The sequence below is a fragment of the Tenacibaculum retecalamus genome, from assembly GCF_027941755.1.
GTDB classification, from domain to species: Bacteria; Bacteroidota; Bacteroidia; order Flavobacteriales; family Flavobacteriaceae; genus Polaribacter; species Polaribacter haliotis_B.
This window is the reverse complement of record NZ_CP115916.1, coordinates 2,446,059-2,470,902: the sequence shown is the minus strand read 5'-3', so window position 1 is coordinate 2,470,902 and position 24,844 is coordinate 2,446,059. Positions and strand designations below refer to the sequence as shown.

General features: G+C 31.1%; 22 protein-coding genes and 1 pseudogene. 7 read left to right on the top strand and 16 right to left on the bottom strand.

Translation table 11 applies throughout. The features are described from left to right. The first annotated feature begins 8 nt into the window (after positions 1-8). The 5 genes from PG912_RS11695 (at position 9) to PG912_RS11675 (ending at position 7,578) form a co-directional block, all read left to right on the top strand. Positions 9-2,924, top strand: a complete 2,916-nt coding sequence (locus tag PG912_RS11695) for an NACHT domain-containing protein (protein WP_275687675.1) — start codon at positions 9-11, stop codon at positions 2,922-2,924. Further along, the gene (locus PG912_RS11690; RefSeq protein WP_275687674.1) at positions 2,925-5,936 is read left to right on the top strand and encodes a type I restriction endonuclease subunit R; all 3,012 of its coding nucleotides are present in this window, start codon (positions 2,925-2,927) and stop codon (positions 5,934-5,936) included. A gap of 10 nt (positions 5,937-5,946) precedes the next feature. Then, a complete protein-coding gene (locus PG912_RS11685) occupies positions 5,947-6,456 on the top strand; it encodes a hypothetical protein (protein WP_275687673.1) in 510 nt (169 codons plus the stop codon). Positions 6,457-6,544: 88 nt separating this feature from the next. Then, positions 6,545-6,859: a hypothetical protein gene (locus PG912_RS11680; protein WP_275687672.1), complete on the top strand. Its 315-nt coding sequence runs from the start codon at positions 6,545-6,547 to the stop codon at positions 6,857-6,859. After that, positions 6,859-7,578, top strand: a complete 720-nt coding sequence (locus PG912_RS11675; protein WP_275687671.1) for a recombinase family protein — start codon at positions 6,859-6,861, stop codon at positions 7,576-7,578. Before PG912_RS11680 ends, PG912_RS11675 begins: the two co-directional genes overlap by 1 nt. Here the strand turns inward: PG912_RS11675 and PG912_RS11670 are convergent. The 10 genes from PG912_RS11670 to PG912_RS11625 form a co-directional block, all read right to left on the bottom strand. Continuing rightward, a complete protein-coding gene (locus PG912_RS11670) occupies positions 7,559-7,939 on the bottom strand; it encodes a hypothetical protein (RefSeq protein WP_275687670.1) in 381 nt (126 codons plus the stop codon). The genes PG912_RS11675 and PG912_RS11670 overlap by 20 nt on opposite strands. Positions 7,940-7,999: 60 nt before the next feature. Beyond that, positions 8,000-9,217 carry a primase C-terminal domain-containing protein gene (locus tag PG912_RS11665; protein ID WP_275687669.1) on the bottom strand — a complete coding sequence of 406 codons (1,218 nt, stop codon included), beginning with the start codon at positions 9,215-9,217 and terminating at the stop codon, positions 8,000-8,002. Next, positions 9,210-9,515, bottom strand: coding sequence for a hypothetical protein (locus tag PG912_RS11660; RefSeq protein ID WP_275687668.1), 306 nt, complete (start codon positions 9,513-9,515; stop codon positions 9,210-9,212). The genes PG912_RS11665 and PG912_RS11660 overlap by 8 nt, the downstream gene beginning before the upstream one ends. Positions 9,516-9,849: 334 nt before the next feature. After that, the gene (locus PG912_RS11655) at positions 9,850-10,554 is read right to left on the bottom strand and encodes a hypothetical protein (RefSeq protein WP_275687667.1); all 705 of its coding nucleotides are present in this window, start codon (positions 10,552-10,554) and stop codon (positions 9,850-9,852) included. Positions 10,555-10,565: 11 nt separating this feature from the next. Next, positions 10,566-11,873, bottom strand: a complete 1,308-nt coding sequence (locus tag PG912_RS11650) for a phage integrase SAM-like domain-containing protein (RefSeq protein WP_275687666.1) — start codon at positions 11,871-11,873, stop codon at positions 10,566-10,568. A gap of 261 nt (positions 11,874-12,134) precedes the next feature. After that, entirely contained in the window at positions 12,135-12,935 is an 801-nt protein-coding gene (locus PG912_RS11645) for a DNA/RNA non-specific endonuclease (RefSeq protein ID WP_275687665.1), read from the bottom strand. Positions 12,936-13,080: 145 nt separating this feature from the next. Next, positions 13,081-13,524 (bottom strand): acyl-CoA thioesterase, encoded by a 444-nt coding sequence (locus PG912_RS11640; RefSeq protein ID WP_275687664.1) that lies wholly within the window; start codon positions 13,522-13,524, stop codon positions 13,081-13,083. 171 nt (positions 13,525-13,695) lie between these two features. Beyond that, a complete protein-coding gene (locus tag PG912_RS11635) occupies positions 13,696-14,778 on the bottom strand; it encodes an ABC transporter permease (protein WP_275687663.1) in 1,083 nt (360 codons plus the stop codon). Positions 14,779-14,781: 3 nt separating this feature from the next. Next, the gene (locus PG912_RS11630) at positions 14,782-15,258 is read right to left on the bottom strand and encodes a mechanosensitive ion channel domain-containing protein (protein WP_275687662.1); all 477 of its coding nucleotides are present in this window, start codon (positions 15,256-15,258) and stop codon (positions 14,782-14,784) included. Continuing rightward, positions 15,231-16,031 (bottom strand): mechanosensitive ion channel family protein, encoded by an 801-nt coding sequence (locus PG912_RS11625; RefSeq protein WP_275687661.1) that lies wholly within the window; start codon positions 16,029-16,031, stop codon positions 15,231-15,233. The genes PG912_RS11630 and PG912_RS11625 overlap by 28 nt, the downstream gene beginning before the upstream one ends. Before the next feature lie 381 nt (positions 16,032-16,412). Here PG912_RS11625 and fabD point away from each other — a divergent pair. Next, positions 16,413-17,301: pseudogene (gene fabD, locus PG912_RS11620) on the top strand (ACP S-malonyltransferase). A gap of 61 nt (positions 17,302-17,362) precedes the next feature. Here fabD and galE read toward each other — a convergent pair. Genes galE through PG912_RS11605 form a run of 3 tightly spaced genes read right to left on the bottom strand, consistent with a single transcriptional unit; the run spans position 17,363 to position 19,924 of the window. Beyond that, positions 17,363-18,373, bottom strand: coding sequence for a UDP-glucose 4-epimerase GalE (galE, locus tag PG912_RS11615; RefSeq protein ID WP_275687660.1), 1,011 nt, complete (start codon positions 18,371-18,373; stop codon positions 17,363-17,365). A gap of 3 nt (positions 18,374-18,376) precedes the next feature. Beyond that, complete coding sequence (locus tag PG912_RS11610; RefSeq protein WP_275687659.1) at positions 18,377-18,787, bottom strand: MFS transporter; 411 nt, start codon at positions 18,785-18,787, stop codon at positions 18,377-18,379. Between the two features lie 9 nt (positions 18,788-18,796). Next, positions 18,797-19,924 carry a DegT/DnrJ/EryC1/StrS family aminotransferase gene (locus PG912_RS11605; RefSeq protein WP_275687658.1) on the bottom strand — a complete coding sequence of 376 codons (1,128 nt, stop codon included), beginning with the start codon at positions 19,922-19,924 and terminating at the stop codon, positions 18,797-18,799. Between the two features lie 74 nt (positions 19,925-19,998). On the opposite strand from PG912_RS11605, the gene PG912_RS11600 reads away from it, so the two are divergent. Continuing rightward, positions 19,999-22,380: a penicillin acylase family protein gene (locus PG912_RS11600; RefSeq protein WP_275687657.1), complete on the top strand. Its 2,382-nt coding sequence runs from the start codon at positions 19,999-20,001 to the stop codon at positions 22,378-22,380. Positions 22,381-22,401: 21 nt separating this feature from the next. Here PG912_RS11600 and PG912_RS11595 read toward each other — a convergent pair whose 3' ends face one another. The 3 genes from PG912_RS11595 to PG912_RS11585 are packed head-to-tail and all read right to left on the bottom strand — an operon-like array spanning position 22,402 to position 24,843. Beyond that, positions 22,402-22,722, bottom strand: a complete 321-nt coding sequence (locus PG912_RS11595; protein WP_260586962.1) for a hypothetical protein — start codon at positions 22,720-22,722, stop codon at positions 22,402-22,404. Beyond that, the gene (locus PG912_RS11590; RefSeq protein ID WP_275687656.1) at positions 22,697-23,434 is read right to left on the bottom strand and encodes a nitroreductase family protein; all 738 of its coding nucleotides are present in this window, start codon (positions 23,432-23,434) and stop codon (positions 22,697-22,699) included. The genes PG912_RS11595 and PG912_RS11590 overlap by 26 nt, the downstream gene beginning before the upstream one ends. A 35-nt stretch (positions 23,435-23,469) precedes the next feature. Beyond that, on the bottom strand, positions 23,470-24,843 hold the full coding sequence (locus tag PG912_RS11585) for an aldehyde dehydrogenase (RefSeq protein ID WP_275687655.1): 1,374 nt from the start codon (positions 24,841-24,843) through the stop codon (positions 23,470-23,472). Position 24,844: the final 1 nt, after the last annotated feature.

The following is a 24,844-nucleotide window of genomic DNA, read 5'->3' as shown; positions in this document are numbered from 1 at the left end:
AAAATAGGATGGGAGAAAAATACAGATTAGAACATATAGAAAACACGGAAAGCTTAATAACGCTAATAGCTAAGCTTTTAGAAAAAATAGGATTTAAAGATGTCAAAATTGTTGACCAGTATAGTATTTCTGCTATTGAAGAAGGGATAGTTGACAATAGACCTTTCAAAATTTTTTGTTTTTTAAGTGAGTTAAACGGTAAAGTTCCTTTCGTGCTAGAAACAATTCAAAAAAACTATAAAGAAGATGATAACGTTATCATTATATCTAGTAATAGAAAAAAAATAGCTCAATATTTTATAAACTGGCTTAAGAAAAGCCTAGCCACAGATAAAGTTGATTTTTGGAGTGCAAATGCAGCGTCAGAAGCAATAGATAAGTATTTGCCAGAATATTGGGGACATAATGATGTATTCTTAAAAGCTTTTGAGGATGCCTTTATTATTTCAACCAATGGGAATTCAGAATTAAATCAAGTTCTAAAATTAGATGGAAAATTTGAGAAACTACTTAACTTTTTTATTGAACCTAAAATTTACTATCTTAAAGAAAGTAAAGAAACTCAGAGACAGATTAGAGTTAAATTTAAGGTAGAAAATTATTTAACAAGAGGTAATTATATAATTACTGGCGATGCAGGAACAGGAAAGACCACATTATTAAAAGAAATAGGTCGATTAGCTGTCAAATTAAATGATATAAAAGAGGAAAAGATTCTACCTATTAGATTAAAAACAAACTTAATTGTTTCTTCTAATTACAGTATTGGAGATGCCATTGTTAGTGAAATTACAGATTTTGTAGGAAAAGAGAATTATAACAAAGTTTTTGATGATTACAGGGTACTCATTCTTTTAGATTCTATAGACGAGTTCGAAGTTGAAAAGCAGAACAGTATTTTGAAAGAACTAACGAATCTGACTATAAATGAAAATACAAACTTTATATTAGCTACTAGAAATCACGAATCTTTATCTAAAGAGTGTAATGTTCCTAATCATATACTTACTTATATTTCAAATTTTGATTTAAGGCAGGTTAAACAATACTTGACTACATTTTTTAAGCAAGATTTAAAAAAATCTGATGAGCTTTGGGATAGTTTATTAGAAAATAAAATACTAGACAAAATACCAGCTACTCCTTTAACTATTTCATTATTATCTATCCTTTATGAAGAAAATGGTTATGAAGTTCCAGCAACCATAACAGATGTTTATGATAATTTTAATACATTTCTTCTTGGAAGGTTAAACGTTAATTCTAATCTTGGTTTTTTAAAAATTAGTTTAAAAGAGAAGATTCTTGAAATGTATGCTTTAGATATTATACAAACACCTAATAGAAGTCGTAAGAAAAAGAAAGATTTCATTAATTATCTTATTGATTACTTTAAAGCTCAATCCATTACTATAGAAGAAGGAGTAATTCCCGAGCTAATTAAAGGAATGACAGATGGTACTGGAATCCTTAATGTTGATGAGCAAGGGTTTGTAACCTATCAACACGACCATTTCTTAGAGTATTACGCCTCTCGTGAAATTTTTAACAGTGAAGATAGAGCGGAATTAGAAGATGAGGTAATCAAAAAATTCACAGAGTATAATTGGCAAAATACTGCTGTATTTTATACAGGTAGGACAAAAAACATGTCAAAATTCTTAGACAAGTTAGTTGAAAGAATAGATGAGTATAAAAAACTCCCAGACCAGTTACTTTCAATATCAGGCTTAGGCTATGTGCTTCAATCTTTATGGATGACTGATTCTAAAGATAGAAAAAAAGGAGTACTTAAAGCTCTTGATATTTTAATAAAAGTTGATACAGGCGTCAAGCAAATGGCTGAACAAGGCTTCCCTTTTTTCAGCGGCATAAGAGATACAGATATTGCATTATCTAACCTTGGATGGTTCTTTCTCCATTATAACTCAATTACACTAAGAGACCCTTTAACTCTAGCATTTGATGAACTTCATAATAAAACTAAGTTATTAAGAGGTTCTATCTTTGGAAGTGATTTATCCACAGAATACTATAAATTATTTTGTATTGCATCAACGTTAAATACAGGAAGAGTAGCCGATAACACAAGATTAGATGTATTATTTAATGAAGATAAAATTTTGTCAATACCCCTTTTTGTTTTCTTATTTAATGAAGCAATTGAACTTCTTGAATACAGTAATCAATCACAAATAAGAAAGGATTATAAACTTGAAAACAAAAAACGAAAACATTACAACGGAATACGATTCTTATTAGATAATAAAGCATCTGACCTTAGGCACACAACTTTTGAAAAACTGCAACCAATAAAAAACGTAGAACTTTTTACAGAGGGCAAAACAGATGCTTCAATTATAAGTCATGCATTTCGTGTATGCACAATGAATGAAGAGCCTTATTGGAATATAACATCTACAGAAGATATTAGCTCTACAAAAGCAGGTGGAGCTCAACAACTAGCAAAACATTTAGTAATGCTTTCTAAAGAAATTCAAACAGAAGCAGACAAAAGTAAAACAGTAATAGGGATTTTTGATAATGACGCAAAAGGTTTTCAAGAGTTTAATGGGGGATTAGATAAAAACTTCGTTTTAATTAATGGTATAATCAAAAAGCACAAAGCATTTAATATATACGCTATTCTATTACCAATACCAGAAGACCTAATTGTATTTAATCAGGAAAAACAAGCATTTAAGTTTTTTGAAATTGAACATTATTTTTCTAAAACTTTTCTTGAAGAACAAAATATGATAACTGAAACAGCAATTGGAGGTGTATATGAAGTAACAGGTGGTAAAACAAAATTTAATAAGCATATTCTTAATGAGGTTAATCCAGATTTGTATTGTGGATTTATAACTCTTTTTGAAGAATTAGATAAAATATGTAATAAAGTTATTAATTATATTAATTAAATGGCAAAAGGAATACATACAGAATTAACTTTTGAACTAGCTATTGAATTATCATTGCTAGAAGATGGTGGTTACATAAAAGGGCATTCTATAGATTTTGATGCTGATTTAGGTGTTTTCCCAAAATACGTTATCGAGTTTCTTAAAAACTCACAACCAAGGCAATGGGAAAAACTATCTAATATTCATAAAGATGAGGTAGAAATAAAAGTAATGCAGCGTTTACTAAAAGAACTAGATTCAAAAGGTACGCTAGAGGTTTTACGTAATGGTTTTACCGATTATGGTGTTAAGTTCAATATGACGTATTTTCGTCCAGAGAGCAGCTTAAACCCAGAAGCTGAGGTATTGTATCGTAGCAATCATTTAGCGGTTACAAGGCAATTATATTACGAGCGTAATGGTAATAATTCGCTAGATATGGTGCTAAGTATAAATGGTTTGCCAGTTTCAACAATTGAGCTAAAGAATCAGTTTTCGGGTCAAGATGTTAGCAATGCTAAAAAGCAATATGTTTTCGATAGAGAACCGAGTGAACCGATATTTCACTTTAAAAAACGTTCGTTGGTTCATTTTGCTGTAGATGCAGATGAATGCTATATGACTACGAGGTTGGCTGGTAAGAAAACACGATACTTACCATTTAATTTAGGTCATAATAACGGTGCTGGAAATCCGTTGAATAAAAACGGTTATCGTACCGCTTATTTATGGGAATATGTTTGGGCTAAAGATAGCTTTATGGACATTATTGGTAAGTTTCTGCATTTAGATGTTGAGGTTTACGAGTTAAATGGCATAAAGAAGAAAAAGGAAACCATGATATTTCCTAGATTTCACCAAATGGATGTGGTTCGTAAATTAACGAAAGATGCTAAGGCAAAAGGTGCTGGTCAAAATTACTTAATACAGCATTCGGCTGGTTCTGGTAAATCTAATTCTATAGCGTGGTTATCTTACCGATTATCTAGTTTACACAATGTTAAAAACGAACGTGTTTTCGATTCTGTAATTGTTATTACTGATAGAAAAGTATTAGATAGTCAGTTACAAAATACTATTTATCAGTTTGAGCATAAGCAAGGCGTGGTTCAAAAAATAGATAAGAACTCACAACAGTTAGCCGATGCCATTACTGCTGGTTCTAATATTATCATTACCACATTACAGAAGTTTCCGTTTATCATAGAAAAAATTGGTGAGCTAGAAGCTAAAAAATATGCGGTTATTATAGATGAAGCGCATTCTAGCCAAGGAGGTGAAGGAACAAAGAAATTAAAAGAAGTACTATCGGCTAAAACATTAGAAGATGCTATTTTAGAAGAAGTACATTCTGGATTAGATGAAGATGCCGAAGACCAGATACGAAAATCGATGGAAGCCAGAGGAAAACAAGATAACCTCAGCTTTTTCGCATTTACAGCAACACCAAAATCTAAAACAGTTGAGGTTTTCGGTACACCAGATGCACAAGGTATTCCGAAACCGTTTCATTTATATAGTATGAAGCAAGCGATTGAAGAAGGTTTTATTCTGGATGTACTAAAGAATTATACAACGTATAAAACATATTTCAAGCTATCTAAAGAAATTGAAGAAGACCCAAAGGTTAATAAAAAACAAGCAGCCAGAGCAATAGGGCGTTTTATGTCATTGCATCCGCATAACTTGGCGCAAAAAACAGAAGTAATTATAGAGCATTTTAGACAAGTAGTGTCTAAAAAAATTGGTGGTAAAGCTAAAGCTATGCTAGTAACAGGTTCTCGATTACATGCGGTTCGTTATAAAGAAGAATTTGATAAATACATAAAAGATAAAGGCTACAACGATATTAAAACGGTAGTAGCATTTTCGGGTAAAGTAATTTATGATGCTTATCCAGAAGGAGTAACCGAAGTAGAGCTAAACGGATTTAAAGAAAAAGAATTACCGAAAAAGTTTGGTTCAGCTGAATACCAATTGTTATTGGTAGCCGATAAATACCAGACAGGGTTCGACCAGCCGTTATTGCATACCATGTATGTAGATAAAAAATTATCGGGTGTAAAATGCGTACAAACTTTATCCAGATTAAACAGAATGCACGCTGGTAAAGAAGATACTTTTATTTTAGATTTCACGAACGATACCGAAGAGATACTAAATTCTTTTCAACCGTATTACGAGCTAACAACGATTCAAGATACTACAGACCCAAACCAGTTATATGATTTAAAATCAGAAATAGAAAAAGGACAAGTTATCTGGGAATCAGAAGTTGATAATTTTTGTAATGTGTTTTTCAAGTCGGCAAAAACGTTATCTGTAAAACAGCAAGGAAAACTAAATGCGTTTATAGACCCAGCAGTTGACCGTTTTAAACAACTACCAGAAGAAAATACTAAAGACGATGTAATTGGTACTGAAATTACACAAGATAATTTTAAGCATGCACTACAAACATTTACAAGATTGTATTCGTTTTTAACGCAAATTATGCCGTTTAGCGATGTTGAATTAGAAAAGTTGTTTACGTATGCTAGATTTTTACTAAAGAAGTTGCCACGTAAAAACGGAAATGACAGATTTCAACTTGGCGATGAAGTATCTCTAGAGTATTACCGATTACAGCGAGTAGCAGAACAAAATATAGCGATGGAAAGTCAAGGCGAATACGGATTAGAAGGTATTGATGGTGCTGGAATTCGTATGAGTAAAGAAGAGCAAGAAGCTTTATCTGAAATTATAAACGTATTGAATAATAGATTCGGAACTGAGTTTAACGATGCTGATAAGTTGTTTTTCGACCAGATAGAAGCTGAGTTAGTTTTAGATGATAAATTATCAGAACAAGCGAAAAATAATACGTTATCTAATTTTAAATTTGGATTTGAAGATGCTTTTATGGATAAGCTTATTGCACGAATGGAGCAGAATCAAGATATTTTTACCAAGATGATGGATGATAAAAACTTTGGTGGATTAGTGAAAGATTATATGTTGAAAAAAGTTTATGAACGATTAAATAAGTAAAACTATCTATATGAAGGAATTAAAATTAGTGCTAGAGACAAGAGCTAGACATGTGATTCATGATGACTTTTATTATAAAAGTTTTGAAGATTTTGTTTTTAAAGAAGGGATAGAATTTACGTGTAATGAGCTAACAGAAGAAGAAACAAAAATTGTTAAAGATGCTCTAGGTATAAGCAAAAGCTCTAAAGGAGGCGAGTGTTTCTATAACGCTCAATTACTTGCATTATCAGATTCAACAAAAAAAATTGAATACTGGGAAGGCTACACAACCTCATCAATTCCAACATTACCCATACTACATGGATTCAATGTTATCAATGGAAAAATCATTGACGTAACTCATAAGATTAATAAAAAACATATTCTTGGTGATTTTGGAAAGGATAAAGAATATATAGGAGTGAAATTTGAAACATCAAGAATATTGGAACAAATAAAAGCTGGAAAACCATCGGTTTCTTTTATTGATGATTGGAATGATGGTTGGGCTGTTTTACAAAATAAATGGGGTAATTAATATCTATAATTATTTTATAACAAATCGCTGACATTAGTTTGCTATTTGTTATAAATATATTATCTTTGATTAACTTAAAAACTTAGTCATGGAAAATACGTCTGTACAAATCGCAAGAACAATTTTAAATCAAATTAAAAATTTAGATGGAAGTGCCTTAATGGCATGGGGAGCAAATTCTTTTTGTTCTTTATCTAAAAACAAAAATAGAGTTGGAGGATTAAGCTTCAAAGTAAATGGCTTAACGCATCAAGGTTGGGTAACAATTGAATTAGATTGGTTAGATACTTACAGAGTGATATTCACAAATGAAAATCGTGATATTGTAAAAACTTGTGAAGATGTTTACTGTGATATGTTAGTAAATATTATTGATTATATAGAAGGAAAACACGCTGCATAATGAAAAAGTATGTATCATATTACAGAGTGTCAACTCAAAAACAAGGTAATTCTGGGCTTGGTTTACAAGCTCAGAAAAATGCTGTAGCTAACCATATTAGTGACAAAGGGAATCTTCTTGGTGAGTTTACAGAAGTAGAAACAGGAACACGAAAAAAGAAACGTGTTGAAATTTACAAAGCTATTGAGTTGGCTAAAGCTAATAAAGCAATATTAATAGTTGCGAAATTAGACCGTTTAGCTCGTGACGTAGAATTTACCTCAGCACTTTTTAATGGTGGAGTTGAATTCATTTGCTGTGATAATCCAAATGCAAACAAGTTAACCATCCAATTGCTTTCAGTAATTGCAGAGCATGAAGCTGAGGTGATTTCTAGACGTATTAAAGATGCTCTTGCTGTTAAGAAAGCTAAAATTGATAAAGGTATTTTTATTAATAAAGATGGTTCTTCTATGACTCCTGTAGACGGGAAAGTACGTTTAGGTAATCCAAACGGATTTGGTCAATATCAAAAATTAGGAGTTGAAAAAATAAAGGAGAACGCTCGTAATGATAAATCTAACATTCAAGCAATGGATGTAATTTGTTCAGCTCGTAAAGAAGGAATGACCTTCCAAGCTATAGCAGACAAACTAAACAAACTACAATACACTACTAGGAGAGGTAAACAGTTCAATCCTATTCAAGTCCAACGACTTTTTAAGAAGTGTGAGGATTAGAATAAATTTGATTCTTTTTATTTATTGCCTCCAATATTAATTTCCTCTTTATTTCCTTTTTTTCACACCAACCTAAATCCACATAGTCCTCTTCAATTGTATAATTACTATATAAGTAATGTGTTATTGTGTCTTCTTCAAAGTGGAATTTTGGTGATACTTTGTAAGTTATAGTGTACTTATTGGGTTTAATTTTAATAGACTTTAAAGGAATTCGTCCAGATTTATCAAAAAAAAATATTTTTAGTTTCACTTCGATGGCTTCTCTATTTTTGGTGTATTTAGAGTTAAACAGATTATCTCCTTCTTCTTTTTTATAGCTTTCAATTCTTTCAATTTCTTGTTTTACAGATTCTAACATAAATTTAGTTTAAATTAATAATATTTTTAAAAATTTTTAATTGGAGTTCGTTTTAAATTATCATGGACTCTTGTTACTGGTTCTGTACTCTTTGTTTAAGCTTTGTATTTCAGATTTATATAATGGATAATACTTTTTTATCGTTTTTATATTCATCTTGGCTTTTCTTGCTAAACCTTTTTGAGTAATTATTCCATCTGCTATAAAGTCCCAATCATGAATAGCAGCTTCAACTTTTAATTTACTTTTCTTAACTCTATCTCCGTTTATAACTTTTATCACTTCTTGCCTTTTCTGTTTTGTAGTTAAATCATAGTCAGAATTGAAAATGAATCGTCTATCCGCATTAAGGTTAGGGGTAATTTCTTCTAGCCTCATGACATAATCTATTATAGCTTTAACCTCATTCATTGGTAGAGGTTCATGACACCTATCTTTGTTTATCGCTAGCATAAGCCTTAATAGACGTTCATGATTCATATGCTCGTTAAGAGCTTTAATCTGATAAGCTATTGCTGTAATAATAGTATTTCGCCTACCTTTTTGGATTCCTTTAAATGGAATTGTTGTGCACGAATATTCTATTTTAATCTTAAAATCATGAATAACATCACCGTTAAATTCAACGTTTTCTATTAGGTCTTGGAGATTATCAAACCTCAAAGGTTTATCATTATAGCCCACTACAGTACTTATAATATCTGTTGCTTTATTAGTACCACTGTACTGGTCTTTTTTAGATTCAGTAAGCTCTTTAAAGTCTATTTCCCATTTTTCAGAGTCATAATTAACATACAAATTAGGGTCATAGGATAAAACATTGGGTTGAGTTGTTTTTCTGGCTCCTTCATCTGCATTGATATTTAAAGCTTTAGCTATTTTATTATATTGAACTTTAAAGTTCGTACTATCTAAATTTTCAACTTTAACAAGAATACCTCTACCATTACCAGAAAGTGAAAACCATGATGCAAATATTAATGGATTTGATAAATTAATATCAGTATAACCATCTACATCTAAATAAATAAAACCTGTACTGTCTAATATATTAGCATTCTTCCTTGTTTTATTAAATTTAAAATTTAATGTATAACATGGTAAATTATTTAACTTAATGAATTTGTATTCATTCTTATCTATAGTATAAGCTATTCTTGCTTTTTTTATTTGCTCTAAATGTTCATCACCATTCTTAATAGTATAAAGAAACTTATCTATTCCAACTGAGCCCAAAACCTTGCTAGACTTAGTAATGCTTTTGTAGTAGTTAATCATGAGAGCTATCTTCTTTTTTATTTAAGAAATTCATTATATCCTGTCTAAGGTATAATGGCTTTTTACCAGCTCTCATAGTTGGGATTAGTCTGCCATCTTGTTCCCAATTCCATAGCGTGGTTAGGGATTTAATGTTGCAGAGTTTTGCTGTTTCTTCTCTGGTTAGAATTTCTTTTTCCTCTTTTTTAATAGGAATGAGATTAGATTTCGATTCGCTTCTAATTAATGCGTAAATTTTCTGAGTGAGCTTTTCTGTTAGCTCTTCAATACTTAAAGTTGATAAGATTATTTTTTCCATGCGTTAAATTTTTGTCGTTAATACTCTGACAAAGATAGATTTAAGTGCATGTTTTGTCGATACTTTTAGTTATGCCTAAGAGTATTTAGTTGCTTTCGAAAAGTTAAAGTGTTGTTATTAAGTAAGTTTATTAGAAGATATTAAACAAAAACAACTTATGGTTTGAAACTATGAGTTTACCATTTTAGTAAATCGACAAATTTTTCAAGTTTTGCTCTTTTTCTCTTGTCGGTAGTTGCTTTTTGATTAAGCATATCACTTGCAACGATAGTTTCGTTTTTGACAAGGAAGAATTCAGCTGTGATTTGCCAATGTTTGTTTTTTGGATTAACAATTACATTAGAGCTAATAAGTAGTTTAATGAAATAATATAGAGAAGCTTTGCCATCTTTCCAGTCAATTTTTTTTCTAAAGGCTTTCCTAAAAACAGAGCTTTAAAAGTATGCCAATCAGAATGAGATTGGTTAATAAAAGAATTCATGTGTTTATAATATAGTGATTGAAACCTTTTGTCACTTTGCATAATTACTGATTCAAAAGAAATAATAGGTTCATTAACGTTATACCATTTAGATAGTCTTTTACGATTAGTTCTATTGATATGAAGATGAATGTGAGAAATGGAAATATTTTTTAAAACTTCCATAATTGCATAGGTAATTATTGAGCTATGATGTTCAGTTTCCTTATTTTGGTTATTAGGTATTGCTTGAATGTATTCAAATAAATAATTTATAATCTTGTTTAAATATGTACTTTTGCCTGTAGTTAAAATACTGTACTCTAGTTCAAAACAGTTATAAGCATTTCTAAACTTAGAATCAATTTCTTTTTTAAAGTGTAATAAGGAGTCAAATGAATTTAATTCACTACAGTTAATGTTTTCAATGAATTTTTTTTTGATAAAAGAAAAGGGATGTATTAGTAAATCTTCATCAACATTATCTCTACGATTAGCATACAAATATCTAACATAATTTGAATCATCATACTTTTTAAATAGTTTGCTAAACTTGTCTTGTGGTTTATTTTCTTCCATTATATATATTACTAACTATTTACAAATTCGTCAAAATTAATATTATCCCAGTATGTTCTTAATTTCACTGCATATTCTTTAGGAGTTATCTTAATGTAGTCTAGGAACTGTTTTTCGGTTTTATGCCCAGTGATTTTCATTAATGTCAATGTATCTAGTTTACCATAGTGATTTGTAGCGAAACTTCTTCTTCCGATATGACTTGTAATTAATTCATGTTTTGGGAATTTACCAATTTTTTTTCTGTGTATCGTTTCTTTAATACCATTCTTACTTGTTGTAATTGGACTCATTTTACCACCTTTGATAATATCAGTTAAACCAGCTTCTTTGCAAACTTCCTTTATGTAGTCATTGTATTTTTGGTCACTTATTTTTCTTGGAAATTTGCCATTTCTTTTGTTTAGGATATTTTTTACTTGTTTATGAAGCGGAATAATTACTGGGAATTTAGTTTTAAGTGTATCCTTCTTAATGAAGTCATCTTCCAAATTAACCTCTGTAAGAGTTAATAAATCAGAAACTCTAAGTCCAGTCCATACAGATATTATTAACCAATCCCTAGCGTTATTTAGGTAGTCTTGGGAGTATTTATGTTTGTTAATTAGGTGGATTTCTTCTAAGGTTAGGTAAGTGTCTAGAGTTTTATTTGAAGGAGTATAAAACTCAGAGCTTTTAAAGTCATTATTAATATCGTATCCTTTAAGTAGAGCTTTACCACAAACTTGCTTTATGACATCAATATAGCCACCAATTGTATTAGGGTTTAGTTGTTGTTCTACTTCTAAGTACTCAATAAAACTAATATGAAATTTTAAATTAATGTCTTTTAGTTTCAAGTGTTTTCCATAGTGGCTTTCAAAAGCTAATACCTTATTTTTAGTGGTGTTGTAATGTTGAATTGTCTTATACTTGATAGGATTATTTGGGTTATTGATTCGTTTCATTGCATGGTCTATGAATGATTGAAAAAAAGTATTAAAAAATAACTTTTCATCTAACTTACCGTTATTACTAGCTTTATTTAAAAAGTTATTAATATTATTTTTGAGCCATTTATTATTTATGAGGACGCCTTCAAGAGAATCTGTACTATATTGATTTTCTATATGTACTTTTAAATTTTTGAGTTTTAGATTAATTACTTTATAATCTATTTCATCTGTGAGATTAATTTTTTGAAGTTTAGCACTCCATTTTCCTTTAGGAACTTTTATTCCTGTTGAGGTTTCAACATCAAAGAGCTGTCCTTGTTTGAATCTAAAATATATAGAATTGGAGTTACTATTAGTTTTTAATCGATAGCTAGCAGATGGCATACTTGTTTTTTTGTAAATATATAAATTTTACCCCTGTTTTTACCCCTGAATTTAGTGTGTTTTTATGAATTTTAATGAATTCAAAAAACTATAAATAAATTAAAATTAGTTTTTTGTTAGGTTTTATAAGTGTTTGAAGTCTTTTTATTCGTTTTTTAAAGTTCAATAGAAAACAGTAGTTCGAGTCTCTTTGCCCGTACAGATTAAAAAAAGCTTCTCATTTACGAGAAGCTTTTTTGTTGTTTTAAAAGTTTGTTGTAATTACCTAAAACTCCAATTTTTATAATTACTAGAAGCTTCTAGTTTTGTTTCGATAGCATCTGGTAATTCAGGAAAAAAATCGATTCCTGTTTTTTCTTCTAAAGCATCAATAGAAACTACAAACTCATATAAAGGTTTTTTACTCTCTTCATGAGGAAATAAAAAAGCAATAGCCTTTATTTCAGGTTGTGTATAGTCTAATATTATTTTATAAAACTGATTAGGTACACTAACCTTGTCTTTTCCAATGGTTTTTAAGTTTGGTTTTAAAACTCCCCCAGTAACAATATATAATTGATTGTGTTTTTTAGCCCAATAACGAGTTTTTTGCTCTAATTTATTCCAAACACCAGCATTAAAATCATGCTTTTGTGGTGTAATGTTAGACGTGTAAAAAGTTTCATCATGTGCTTCTTTAGAATATCTCTTATCTCCAGCAGGACATAAATGACCTCTATCATAACCAGATTTTTTGTAACTTCTCCAATTGGCAGACTTTGTTTTTACTTTTGGATCGTTAATAAAATAAGGACGCTTAAAATTATTATAAACAATATCACTTTTACTTAGTGAGTAAGCAACCCATTCCGCTTGTTCGTGTTGTTCATTATAAGATAATTGATACCCATCGTGTTTTATAATAACACCCGTTGTTGAGCTTGGTAAATAATTAAAACCATTTGCATCTTCAATTACAATATCCGCAGGAAAATCAATAGTATTTTCTTGAGGTTTTAAATAATAGCCAACAATTAAAACAATAATTGCAATAACTAATTGTATTTTTTTAGCGTTACTCATTAATTAAATACTTTTTTGTTTGAGTCTTCTATTACGTCATTCCGAATTTATTTCGGAATCTCATTTTAAGAGAAAGCTAGTCATTTGTTATGAGAATCTGAAACAAGTTCAGATTGACGAAATCAATTTATTACAGATAGCGTAATTAATTTTTTAGCAGAATCTCCTTAAAATCATCCGTTTTTTCAACTTGATCAAAAATTGTTTGAAATTTGGTTGGAGGCACCGATAGTTTTCTCTTTACCAAATCTAACCAAGCTCCGTACACGGTAATTACTGCTGATAATTTCCCTGCTTCATTAAAAACTTCATGTTGAATTTTCCAACGTTCCCCTTTGTTTGATAATCCAATTACCTTTAGGTTTACCGAAATATCGGTTCCCATATGAACCTCACGTAAAAACTTGGTGTTTTCCTCAAATAAAATCGGATCTGTTTTTTCTTTTGTAAAATCCTGAATCGTAATATTATGTTCTTTAAAAAAACGCAATCTTACCTCTGCAGCATAATCGTTGTATGCTGTGTGTCGCATATGTATATTGGCATCAAAATCTGACCATCTTGTTTTAAAATCTACACTAAAACTCATTTTTGTATTTTTTTTTGAAAAGCGAAGGTACAAATTTTCCTTTTTTTAGCGTTACCACAAGGGTCGGGCTTTTCGCACTCGCTTTTCGTTCGTGCCTCACAAAAGAGCTCAAACAAATGCTACAATCCCTAACGCGGGTACCGTTATTAACCTTTAGTGAAGTGTATAAAATTATGATTTCACATCTAAAGCATCACGCAGCGTATTTCCAATCAACATAAAAGCCATAACTAAACTCATAATTGCCAATCCCGGAATTAATGCTAAAAACGGTTTGCCTAAAATAATATAGTTATAATGATTTTTAATCATTGCGCCCCAAGACGGAGTAGGAGGTTGCGCGCCGATTCCTAAAAAGCTCAAGCCACTTTCTATTAAAATTGCTGCAGCAAAATTAGCTGCAGATATTACAATTATAGGTGCCAAAATATTCGGTAAAATATGTTTAAAAATAATTCTGAAATCAGAAAAACCTAACGCTTTTGCTGCTTCAACATATTGTTGCTGTTTGGTGGTAATTACCTGCCCGCGTACCACACGTGCAACTTCTACCCACATGGTTAAACCAACAGCTATAAACACTTGCCAAAAGCCTTTTCCTAATGCTAAAGTAATGGCGATTACTAATAATAACGTAGGTATAGACCAGGTGATATTAATAATCCACATAATGATAATATCAACCTTTCCACCAAAATAACCCGCGATTGCTCCAATCGGAATTCCGATTAAAAGTGAAATAAACACAGCTATAAATCCGATAAAAAATGAAATTCTTGCTCCGATTAATAACCTACTTAATAAATCGCGTCCATATTTATCGGTTCCAAACCAAAAAGTTTTTTGTTGAATATATGCTTTAGGTTGATTTTTAAATAATGATAGTGAATAGGTCTTTGCCAGCCCATCTGAATATTTTAAAACCTCTAATTGGTTATCGATTATTTTATATGATTTTATAGGTATTTCGGTAGGCGAATTTTGTTTTCCATCCATAAAAACAGAAAACCAAGATTGATGTGCTGTGGATTTTGACGGAATACTAAGCATCATCACAGAAAATCCTGGTGATTTAGAATGAATTTCTAAATGCATTTGATTAGCAGAATTGGTATTATCTGGAGCAATGGTATAACAAAAAATAGCGGTTAATCCGCAAAAAACAATAAACAAAAAGCTAAAAACACCAATTTTACTTTGCTTAAATTTTTGGATAGCTAATTGCCATAAAGAAGTTGATTTTATCGTTGTCAATGCTTATTTTTTAATGGTTAAAATATCTGTTCCAGTAGGGTTTTCGAAAACCTCTAAGTTAAAATATTTTATGCTCGCTAAAATATGATCAAAAATATCAGCCATGTCTTTTTCGTATGCCAACCAAGATTTGTTTTTGCAAAAAGCATACACTTCTAATGGAATTCCGTTTGCAGTTGGTTGTAATTGGCGAGACATAAACAATAATTCTTGATTTATTTTAGGATGTTGTTTTAAATATTCATCTAAATATTTTCTAAACAATCCAAAATTAGTCAAATTTCTTCCGTTAATTAAAAGCGATTTATCAATATTGTGTTCTGAATTATGCTGTTTTACATCGTTGTAAGCATTTGTAACATAATTGGTAAGTAACGCTATTTTTTTATAATGCTCAATATCTTTATCTGTTAAAAAGTCAATACTATTTATTTTAATTAAGATTGATCGTTTTATTCTACGTCCGCCAGAATTATCCATGGCCTCCAATTTTTAAACGAATCAGAAATCAATGAATAAGTAGGAATGCTAGTTACTGTATTGTCGAAGTTTTTTACAATTACCGAGGCTAAATTAATTGCAGTTATGTTTCCATCGGCATTGTATTTATCCATCGTAATCCAATCATTTAAACGTACTGTATCGTTTACAGATATTTGAATACTAGCAACAAAACCTAATATGGTGTCTTTAAAAATAAGTAGTAACACGGCAGAAAAAGCTCCCAAAGCTGTAAGAAATCGGATAAGTGGCTTACCGGTAAGTATTGAGAATGAAATTATAAAGCTAATAATCCACAAAATCATCATAAAAGTTTGCACATAACTGTCTAAAGGCTTGTCTTTAAAAGCAGTGAAGTTCTTTAAGAAATCTTTTATGGTTAATAGAATACTTTTAATAAACCAGATGATTGAAAATAAAATAGCAATATTAATAATTCGATCTGCGTATTTTAAAAACTCAGGAAAATCTATTAAAATTAAAGATAAGAGCGCGTAAAGAATTACAAAGATTACAATTCTCGAGATATTTAAAAATACGCGGTTCTTAATTAGTAAATCATCAAAGTCGGTTTTTGTTTTTGCAGCTACTTTCTTTATAAAGTTACTACCAAAATAACGAAATGTTTTAAAAAAAATATATCCTAAAATAGCAATTACAAGTAGGTTTACTATCAAATTAAGATAGATTGCTGTTTGATCTGATAAAGAAAATTGGTTTTTGAAGATGTGATAAAAAAACTTAGTAGCCATAAATTTTGTTTAAAAGGTAAAAATAGGTGTTTTATCGTCAACTTTTAAGTCGAATTTTTCTAAATTCCAGCAGCCAATCTGTAAAATAGAGTTGCCTATAAACAATGTAGTTTGTGCTACATATAAAGGATTGTACTATATTTTTAGGTTTTACCTGATTTTGGAAGATAGACTTAGCCCTGATTGTAGCGGCATCCTTTTTTGTTATAAATAAGCTTTTTAACAAAGGAATATGCTACTACGATAATTAGTTACGACATAAAGATTGTAAAGGCACTAGCAAAAAAGATATAGCGAAAAGCAGGAAAGAGCTTCTAATAAAAATGATTATTTTCGCAACATATTACATCGTTAAACAAATTAACAATTAAATAATTTAGCATGAAAGCATATATTTTTCCAGGTCAGGGAGCGCAGTTTACAGGAATGGGATTAGATTTATATGAAAAATCACCTTTAGCTCAAGAACTTTTTGAAAAAGCAAATGAAATATTAGGTTTTAGTATTACAGATATAATGTTTGAAGGTACGTCAGAAGCATTAAAAGAAACAAAAGTAACGCAGCCAGCAATATTTTTACATTCAGTAATTTTAGCAAAAGTATTGGGTGATGATTTTAAACCTGAAATGGTTGCGGGACATTCATTAGGAGAATTGTCGGCTTTGGTTGCAAACGGAGTTTTGTCTTTTGAAGACGGATTAACATTGGTTTCAAAGAGAGCTTTGGCAATGCAAAAGGCTTGTGAAATTAAGCCGTCTACAATGGCAGCGGTTTTAGGTTTAGAAGATAAAATAGTGGAAGATACTTGCGCTGAAATAAACGGCGTAGTAGTTGCTGCAAATTATAACTGCCCAGGGCAATTAGTAATTTCAGGAGAAATTGAGGCTATTGAAAAGGCTTGTGAAGTATTAACTGAAAAAGGAGCACGTAGAGCATTGGTTTTACCAGTTGGAGGCGCGTTTCATTCACCAATGATGGAGCCGGCTCGTGAGGAGTTAGCAAAAGCAATAGCAGAAACTACGTTTAGTGAGCCAACATGCCCAGTATACCAAAATGTAGTTGCAAAAGCTGTTACAAGTCCCGATGAAATTAAAGAAAATTTAATAGCACAATTAACAGCTCCTGTAAAATGGACGCAGTGTATTCAAGCAATGATTGCTGATGGTGGAGCTGAATTTATTGAGGTTGTAGCCAGGTAAAGTTTTACAAGGGTTAATGCGTAAGATTGATAGAAGTGTAGCAGCGAGTGGTGCTAGTATTGAGGCTTAGAAGTATTTTTAGTATAAAATTAAAATCCCGCTAAATTTTAGCGGGATTTTTTTTGTAAAGTTTATTTCTGACTTTCTTGCCATTTCCAAGCAGAAAGCAAAGCGTCTTCTAAACTTCTTTCTGTTTTCCAGTTTAACTCTTTGTTAGCTATCGTAGTGTCAGCGTAAGCGGCAGTAATGTCACCAGCGCGACGATCTACAATTTTATAATTTAATTTTTTGCCTGTTACTTTTTCAAAAGAATTAACGACATCTAAAACAGAACTCCCTGTTCCTGTACCTACATTGTAAAACTCAAAATTAGTAGTGTTCTTTTTTTCTAATAAACGATTTAAGGCTGCAATATGTGCTTTTGCTAAATCAACAACGTGAATATAATCACGAATAGCAGTTCCGTCGTGAGTATTATAATCGTTACCAAAAACAGAAAGTTGTTCTCTTATTCCTGCTGCTGTTTGAGTTACAAACGGAATTAAATTTTGTGGAACTCCTAGTGGTAATTCGCCAATTTTAATACTATCGTGAGCTCCTACAGGGTTAAAATAGCGTAATGCTATTGCGTTTAAATTATGAGCGTTACAACTTTCTTTTATAATTTCTTCGCCAATTTGTTTGGTGTTTCCGTAAGGAGACTCTGCTGGTTTTGTTGGTGCATTTTCTGTAATTGGTAATTCATCTGCTTGGCCATATACTGTACATGATGAGCTAAAGATAAAATTATCAATTTTTCTGTTTCGTATTTCTTGTAATAAATATACTAAGCTTCCAATGTTATTTTCGTAATAATCTAGCGGATTTGTAACACTTTCTCCAACAGCTTTAAAGGCTGCGAAATGTATAATTCCGTCAACTGTATTGTTTTTAAAGAAATTTATAACATTAGATTTTATACGTAAATCTAGTTGATGAAAAGCTGGTTTTATTCCTGTGATAGAAGTTATCTTATCTAAAACTTCTATTTTAGAATTTGATAAATCATCAATAATAAGCACTTCAAAACCTTTGTTTTGTAACTCAACTACGGTGTGTGAACCTATAAAACCTAAGCCACCGGTAACTACTATTTTTTTCATAGTTTATAAATTCGAATTCCTTATTCCTAAAAGTTGCATTATTTTATCGTCTTTAGGGGCTAAAAGAATCATATAGAATAAAAGAATAACACCAAAAAGAAGAAAGTCTGGTTTTAAAAAGAGAATTAAAAAACAAGCGCCTTCTAATATTGCCCACTTAATAATTGAAGCGGTTTGATAAATAGCAAATTTTTCATCGTCGCTATCACCTTCTTTTATTTTGTTTAAAGTGTTTTTGAAAACAAAATTACTCAAGACATACGCTACCGCAGGAATAAAAGAATAAACAAGGGATGCATTGTCTATTTCTAAATTCAAGATGTTTTTAAAATCACCGATTAAAAAATAAGCAAGAGTTACCCCTGCTACTAATGCTAGGTGAATTATTTTAAGTGTTTTAATTTTTTGATTCATAACTATTTATTATTGCACAAATTCTAAAATTGTTTTGGTAATAAAAGCTAATTGATCTTCGTCTAACTCGGTATGCATTGGTAATGAAATTACTTCGTCAATTAACTGATTGGTAATTTTAAAATCACCTTCGTTGTAACGCTCATCTTTATATGCTTTTTGGGCATGCAAAGGAACGGGATAATAAATTGCATTCGGAATATTGTTGTCTAATAAATGTTGATGTAACTCATCTCGTTTTCCATTCGTAATTCTTAAAGTATATTGATGAAAAACATGTGTAGAAAAAACACTAATTGCAGGAGTAATAATATTAGGATTACTTGAAAAAGCTTCTGTATAATTCATGGCAGCTTCTCTACGAGCATCACAAAAACCATCTAATAAAGGTAGTTTTATTTGTAAAACCGCAGCTTGCAAACTATCTAAACGAGAATTTACACCTACAACATCGTGGTAGTAACGTTTGTACATTCCGTGATTTACAATTCCTCTAATGGTATGTGCTAAATCATCATCATTGGTAAAAATTGCGCCACCATCACCATAACAACCTAAGTTTTTAGACGGAAAAAATGAAGTTGTTCCTATATTTCCAATCGTTCCTGATTTCTTTTTTGTTCCGTCAGAAAAGGTGTAGTCTGCACCAATTGCTTGTGCATTGTCTTCAATAACAAATAAGTTATGTTCTTTAGCAACTTTCATAATTGCTTCCATATTGGCACATTGACCAAATAAATGAACGGGAACAATCGCTTTGGTTTTTGGTGTAATAGCTTCTTTTAAAGCTTCAATATCAATATTAAATGTATCTGGTTCAACATCAACTAAAACAGGCGTTAATTTTAGTAAAGCAATTACTTCTACAGTTGCTGCAAAAGTAAAATCAGCAGTAATAACTTCATCACCTTGCTCTAAACCTAAGCCCATCATTGCAATTTGCAACGCGTCGGTTCCGTTAGCGCAGGGTATTACGTGTTTTACATCTAAATAATTTTCTAAATCACTTCCGAAGCCTTTAACTTCCGGACCTCCGATGTAATAAGCGGTGTCTAAAACGCTTTCGAAAGCTTTATTTACTTGAGGTTTTATTTTTGCATATTGACCTTGCAAGTCAACCATTTGAATTTTTTTCATCAGATAAATGAATTTTTTTGAACTCCAAAAATACGAATTATATTTCTGTTATCTTTGAGCAAAATCAATCCCAAATGAAACTATTTAAAAAGCTGTTAAAAATAATTTTTGTTGTCCTTTTATTATCAGTTATTGGTATTTGGATGTTTACGAAAACATTACATCCAACATATAACGGAGAACTAGAATTAACGGCTATATCAGGTAAAGTAACGGTGTATTATGATGAGGTTGGTGTGCCGCATATTAACGCACAAAATCAACAGGATGCCTATACTGCTTTGGGGTATGTGCACGCGCAAGATAGATTATGGCAAATGGAATTGATTCGGCGAATTTCGGCAGGAAGGTTAGCGGAGGTTTTTGGGAAAGATTTGGTAAGAACAGATAAGTTTTTCTCGGGCTTAGGAATTGAGGAAGCTGCTGAGAAAACGATACAAAATTTAGATAAGAATTCGGAAGCTTATAAACTAACCGAAGCGTATTTAAACGGAATCAATCAATTTATTGATGAGGGAGCAACTCCGTTAGAATTTTATTTGGTGGGACTTGATAAAGAAAAATATACCGTAAAAGATGTATATAATGTATTCGGATATATGGCTTTTAGTTTTGCGGTTGCACATAAAACAGATCCATTATTAACAGAGATAAAAGAAAAATTAGGAGACACTTATTTTGAGGAATTAAACGGAGCTAATTTTAAAAATCTTACTTTGATTAAGAATGAGAAAAACGCTGAAATTAAAGGGGAGTTTGCGCAAGCAATGAGTACGTTGCTAGAAAAATTACCGATTTCTCCATTTATAGGAAGTAACGCATGGGTTTTAGGATCAGAAAAAACGAAAAACGGAAAAGTAATTTTTGCAAACGATCCACATATTGGGTTTTCACAACCTTCAGTTTGGTATCAATCGTATATTAAAACGCCAGATTATGAAATTTACGGGTTCAATTTAGCATTAACACCATTTCCTTTATTAGGTCATAATAAAGAGTATGCCTACGGATTAACAATGTTTGAGAATGATGATATTGATTTTTATCACGAAAAAAATAACCCGAATAATCCGATGGAATATAAAACTCCAACTGGATATCAGAAGTATAAGTTAATCGATAAAAAAATAAAAATTAAAGGTGATGTTGATACTATTTTTCAAGTAAAAGTTTCTAAGCACGAGCCTGTAATGAATGGTTTAATTGATTTTATTGATGATGAGCGACCAATTGCAATGCAGTGGATTTATACCAAATTAAACAATCAGTTATTAGAAGTTGGTTACGAAATGTCGCACGCAAAATCATTATCAGAATTTAAAAAAGGTGCTAGTAAATTACACGCACCAGGATTAAATATTATGTATGGTGATGCAAAAGATAATATTGCTTGGTTTGCTTCTGGAAAGTTGTATAAGTACCGAGATAGTTTAAATACAAAATTGATTTTAGACGGAGCTTCTGGTAATGATGAAATTAAAGAATGGATCGATTTTAAAGAGAATCCGCAAGCGATAAATCCGAGTTGGAATTATGTGTATTCAGCAAATAATCAACCAGATTCTATTGCAGGAATTTTATATCCTGGATATTATTTATCAGAAGATAGAGGGCGTAGAATTGTTGATTTAATAGCACCTAAAAATGATTGGACAAAAGAAGATGTAGCAGCAATGATTTATGATGTAACTTCACCAACAGCTCCAGAAATTGCTAAAGACTTAATTAAATCATTAACGATTTCTGATTTTTCGGCAAGCGAAAAAAAAGCAATTAAAATTCTTGAAGATTGGAATGGGTTTTATGGAGAAAATAAAGTTGAGCCTGTAATTTATAATCGAGTGATTTATGAATTTCAAAAAAATACTTTCGAGGATGAAATGGGAAAAGTCTATGCTCAATTTGAAAATACACCATTCATAGAAAAAGTGTTACCAGTTCAGGCTAAAAGAGAAAAATCAGTTTGGTGGGATGATATTTCAACAAAAGAGAAAGTTGAAACTAGAGAAGATATTATTACTAAATCGTTTAAAAGCACTTTTTCTTTTTTACAAAATCAGTTAGGAGAAAATGTTGATGATTGGAAGTGGTATAGAGTTGCTTCGGTAGAATATGAGCATCCGATAGGAAAAGCAGGAGGATTATTACGTAAATTATTTAATGTTGGACCATTTAAAACCCGAGGTGGAGATCAGGTAATTAACAATCAAATTTATAGTCTTGATAGTACTGGGGTGTACAAAATTACCGCTGGGCCTTCTACACGTAGAATTGTTGATTTTTCGGATGTAGAAAATAGTATTGCAATTTTACCAACGGGGCAATCAGGAAATGTGTTTAGTGAGCATTATAAAGATCAAGCTCAGAAATATATAGACGGTAAGTTTGTGAAAATGAAACTGAATCCGTCAGAAATTAAAAAGAGTAAAAATAAATTAGTGTTTTTGCCGAAGTAAAATAAAGATAAGAAGCTGAATTTAATTCAGCTTCTTATCTTTATTTTGTGTTAATTGAAGTAAACTATCTTGTTTTTTTAAAAGTTGTAATTCTATTTTAATAAGAGAATCTCTTCGTTTACGGGTTTTAATAGCAATGGTATCTGATAATTGAATAACTCCATTTACCCACTTTTTTTGTTGCTCTATAATATTTTCGGTTTTGTTAAATGTAACTTCTTTAAAGCTAGATAAAACTTTATAAGAAACCACCGAGAATACAATTATGGCAACTGTAATTATGCTAAGTATAAGTTTTGTTTTATTACGGTTCATTTTAGTTAACTTCTTTATAAACTTCATCAAAAGGAATTCTAAAACGGTCACCATAAACTCCTTTTTCGTCTCTAATTCCGCAACTAACAATCATGTTTATTTCTGCACTTCTCGGAATGTTTAATAAGCGTTTTACGCGCCAAGTATCAGAACCTTCCATTGGGCAAGTATCATAACCTTCTGCCGCCATTGATAACATAAATGTTTGTGCTGCTAATCCTGTAGTTTTTTGCGCTACGATTCGCATATCACTACTACGAACTTCTCTGTAAATAGGTCTAAATAATCCTGTTATTAAAGTTATTAGATATTTAAAAAAACCAACAATACCTAAAAAATCGAAATAAGCAAAAGGGATGATTTTTTGATAATAATTACGGGCAAATTTTTCTCTGCTAGTTTGCTTGGAATTTGGATTGTCTTTGCCAAAAGTTGTATCCATATAAGATAAATTTGCTTTTGCACGTTTGCGCCATAAATCTTTTCTGGTCACAAAAACAACTAATTGTTGCGCTGTTTTTGCGGCATTTTGATTAAAACACATTGGGCTAATTTTAGCAATTGTTTCTTTAGAGGTGATATGATAAAACTCCCACAGCTGCATATTACTACTGGTTGGAGCTAAACTTGCTTGTTCAATACATTTTTTTACGATATTGGTATCAATCGCTTTTTCTGCATCAAATATTCTTACAGAACGACGATAATTTATCGCTTCTGAAACTGTTTTTTCTGTCATTTTTTATGTTGTTTCTTATTTTAAATAGCGGGTAGTTAACTTATCTTCATCAAGAATTTTAGTTGTTTTAATTTTCCTTTGTAAGGTGCATAACGGGTAGGAACATCTAGCCAGTTACCTCTTGTAACTACCCCTTTTTTATGAGAAAACGTATCAAATGTTTTTTTACCATGATAACCTCCAATTCCGCTTTCACCAACACCTCCAAACGGTAAACGATGGTTTGCAAAGTGAACAGTGGTGTCGTTAATTGTTCCGCCACCAAAAGAATATTTAGCAATCATTTTTTTAGCGAAATTATTTCGAGTGGTAAAAACATATAAAGCTAACGGTTTGTCGTATTTTGCGATAATAGCATCGAATTCTTCTTCTGTTTCGTAAGAAATTAAAGGAAGTATAGAGCCAAAAATTTCACCCTTCATTACTTCACTATCTAAGCTAGGTTCATCAATTAAAGTAGGAGCAATATAATTTTCGGTTCTGTTAGTTTGTCCACCGATAACACAATTTTCGTTTTGAAGCATTAAAGCTAGCCTGTCGAAATTTTTGGTGTTTACAATTCTAGGATAATCTGTCGAAGCTTCTGGATTTTCACCATAAGCATTTATGATTTCCTGTTTAAAATAATTTATAAATTTTTCTTTTACAGATGTATGAATCAATAAATAATCAGGAGCAATACAAGTTTGCCCTCCGTTAATAAATTTACCCCAAACTAAACGTTTAGCGGCCAATTTTACATTAGCGGTTTCATCTATAATACAGGGGCTTTTTCCTCCTAATTCTAATGTAACAGGCGTAAGGTATTCTGCGGCAGCTTTAGCTACAATTTTACCTACAGGTACACTTCCTGTAAAAAATATATAATCCCAACGTTGTGCTAATAATTTTTGAGAAACAGCAACGCCGCCTTCTACTATTGCAACATGATTGTTATCAAAAACAGCTTCAATAATTTCTTTGGTTATTTTACTTACATTAGGTGTTAATTCAGATGGTTTTAAAACAACATTGTTTCCTGCTGCAATTGCTCCTAAAAGAGGTGCGAAAGCTAATTGATATGGATAATTCCATGGTGCAATAATTAATACTGTTCCGTAAGGTTCGCTATAAATTTTTGCAGAAGAAGGAAAGTTTAATAAAGAGGGTAAAACACGTTTTGGTTTGCTCCAAGAATGAATGTTTTTTATAGTCATTTTTAGCTCGGCTAAAACAATAGATGTTTCTGTCATTAACGCCTCGTATTCTGATTTTTTAAAATCATTATAAAGTGCCGAAACGATGTCTTTTTCTCTTTTGATGAGTTCTTTCTGAAGCTTTACTAAGGCTTTCTTTCTAAAGGAAATGTCTTTAGTTTGTTGCGTTTTAAAAAAGTTTTTTTGGGATTTAACCAATTGTGATATATCCATA

Excerpts from the sequence above, each read along its gene's own strand:
- PG912_RS11695 (WP_275687675.1), top strand. The coding sequence starts at position 9 with ATGGGAGAAAAATACAGATTAGAACATATAGAAAACACGGAAAGCTTA.
- PG912_RS11690 (WP_275687674.1), top strand. The coding sequence starts at position 2,925 with ATGGCAAAAGGAATACATACAGAATTAACTTTTGAACTAGCTATTGAA.
- PG912_RS11685 (WP_275687673.1), top strand. The coding sequence starts at position 5,947 with ATGAAGGAATTAAAATTAGTGCTAGAGACAAGAGCTAGACATGTGATT.
- PG912_RS11680 (WP_275687672.1), top strand. The coding sequence starts at position 6,545 with ATGGAAAATACGTCTGTACAAATCGCAAGAACAATTTTAAATCAAATT.
- PG912_RS11675 (WP_275687671.1), top strand. The coding sequence starts at position 6,859 with ATGAAAAAGTATGTATCATATTACAGAGTGTCAACTCAAAAACAAGGT.
- PG912_RS11670 (WP_275687670.1), bottom strand. The coding sequence starts at position 7,939 with ATGTTAGAATCTGTAAAACAAGAAATTGAAAGAATTGAAAGCTATAAA.
- PG912_RS11665 (WP_275687669.1), bottom strand. The coding sequence starts at position 9,217 with ATGATTAACTACTACAAAAGCATTACTAAGTCTAGCAAGGTTTTGGGC.
- PG912_RS11660 (WP_275687668.1), bottom strand. The coding sequence starts at position 9,515 with ATGGAAAAAATAATCTTATCAACTTTAAGTATTGAAGAGCTAACAGAA.
- PG912_RS11655 (WP_275687667.1), bottom strand. The coding sequence starts at position 10,554 with ATGGAAGAAAATAAACCACAAGACAAGTTTAGCAAACTATTTAAAAAG.
- PG912_RS11650 (WP_275687666.1), bottom strand. The coding sequence starts at position 11,873 with ATGCCATCTGCTAGCTATCGATTAAAAACTAATAGTAACTCCAATTCT.
- PG912_RS11645 (WP_275687665.1), bottom strand. The coding sequence starts at position 12,935 with ATGAGTAACGCTAAAAAAATACAATTAGTTATTGCAATTATTGTTTTA.
- PG912_RS11640 (WP_275687664.1), bottom strand. The coding sequence starts at position 13,524 with ATGAGTTTTAGTGTAGATTTTAAAACAAGATGGTCAGATTTTGATGCC.
- PG912_RS11630 (WP_275687662.1), bottom strand. The coding sequence starts at position 15,258 with ATGGATAATTCTGGCGGACGTAGAATAAAACGATCAATCTTAATTAAA.
- PG912_RS11625 (WP_275687661.1), bottom strand. The coding sequence starts at position 16,031 with ATGGCTACTAAGTTTTTTTATCACATCTTCAAAAACCAATTTTCTTTA.
- galE (WP_275687660.1), bottom strand. The coding sequence starts at position 18,373 with ATGAAAAAAATAGTAGTTACCGGTGGCTTAGGTTTTATAGGTTCACAC.
- PG912_RS11610 (WP_275687659.1), bottom strand. The coding sequence starts at position 18,787 with ATGAATCAAAAAATTAAAACACTTAAAATAATTCACCTAGCATTAGTA.
- PG912_RS11605 (WP_275687658.1), bottom strand. The coding sequence starts at position 19,924 with ATGAAAAAAATTCAAATGGTTGACTTGCAAGGTCAATATGCAAAAATA.
- PG912_RS11600 (WP_275687657.1), top strand. The coding sequence starts at position 19,999 with ATGAAACTATTTAAAAAGCTGTTAAAAATAATTTTTGTTGTCCTTTTA.
- PG912_RS11595 (WP_260586962.1), bottom strand. The coding sequence starts at position 22,722 with ATGAAGTTTATAAAGAAGTTAACTAAAATGAACCGTAATAAAACAAAA.
- PG912_RS11590 (WP_275687656.1), bottom strand. The coding sequence starts at position 23,434 with ATGACAGAAAAAACAGTTTCAGAAGCGATAAATTATCGTCGTTCTGTA.
- PG912_RS11585 (WP_275687655.1), bottom strand. The coding sequence starts at position 24,843 with ATGGATATATCACAATTGGTTAAATCCCAAAAAAACTTTTTTAAAACG.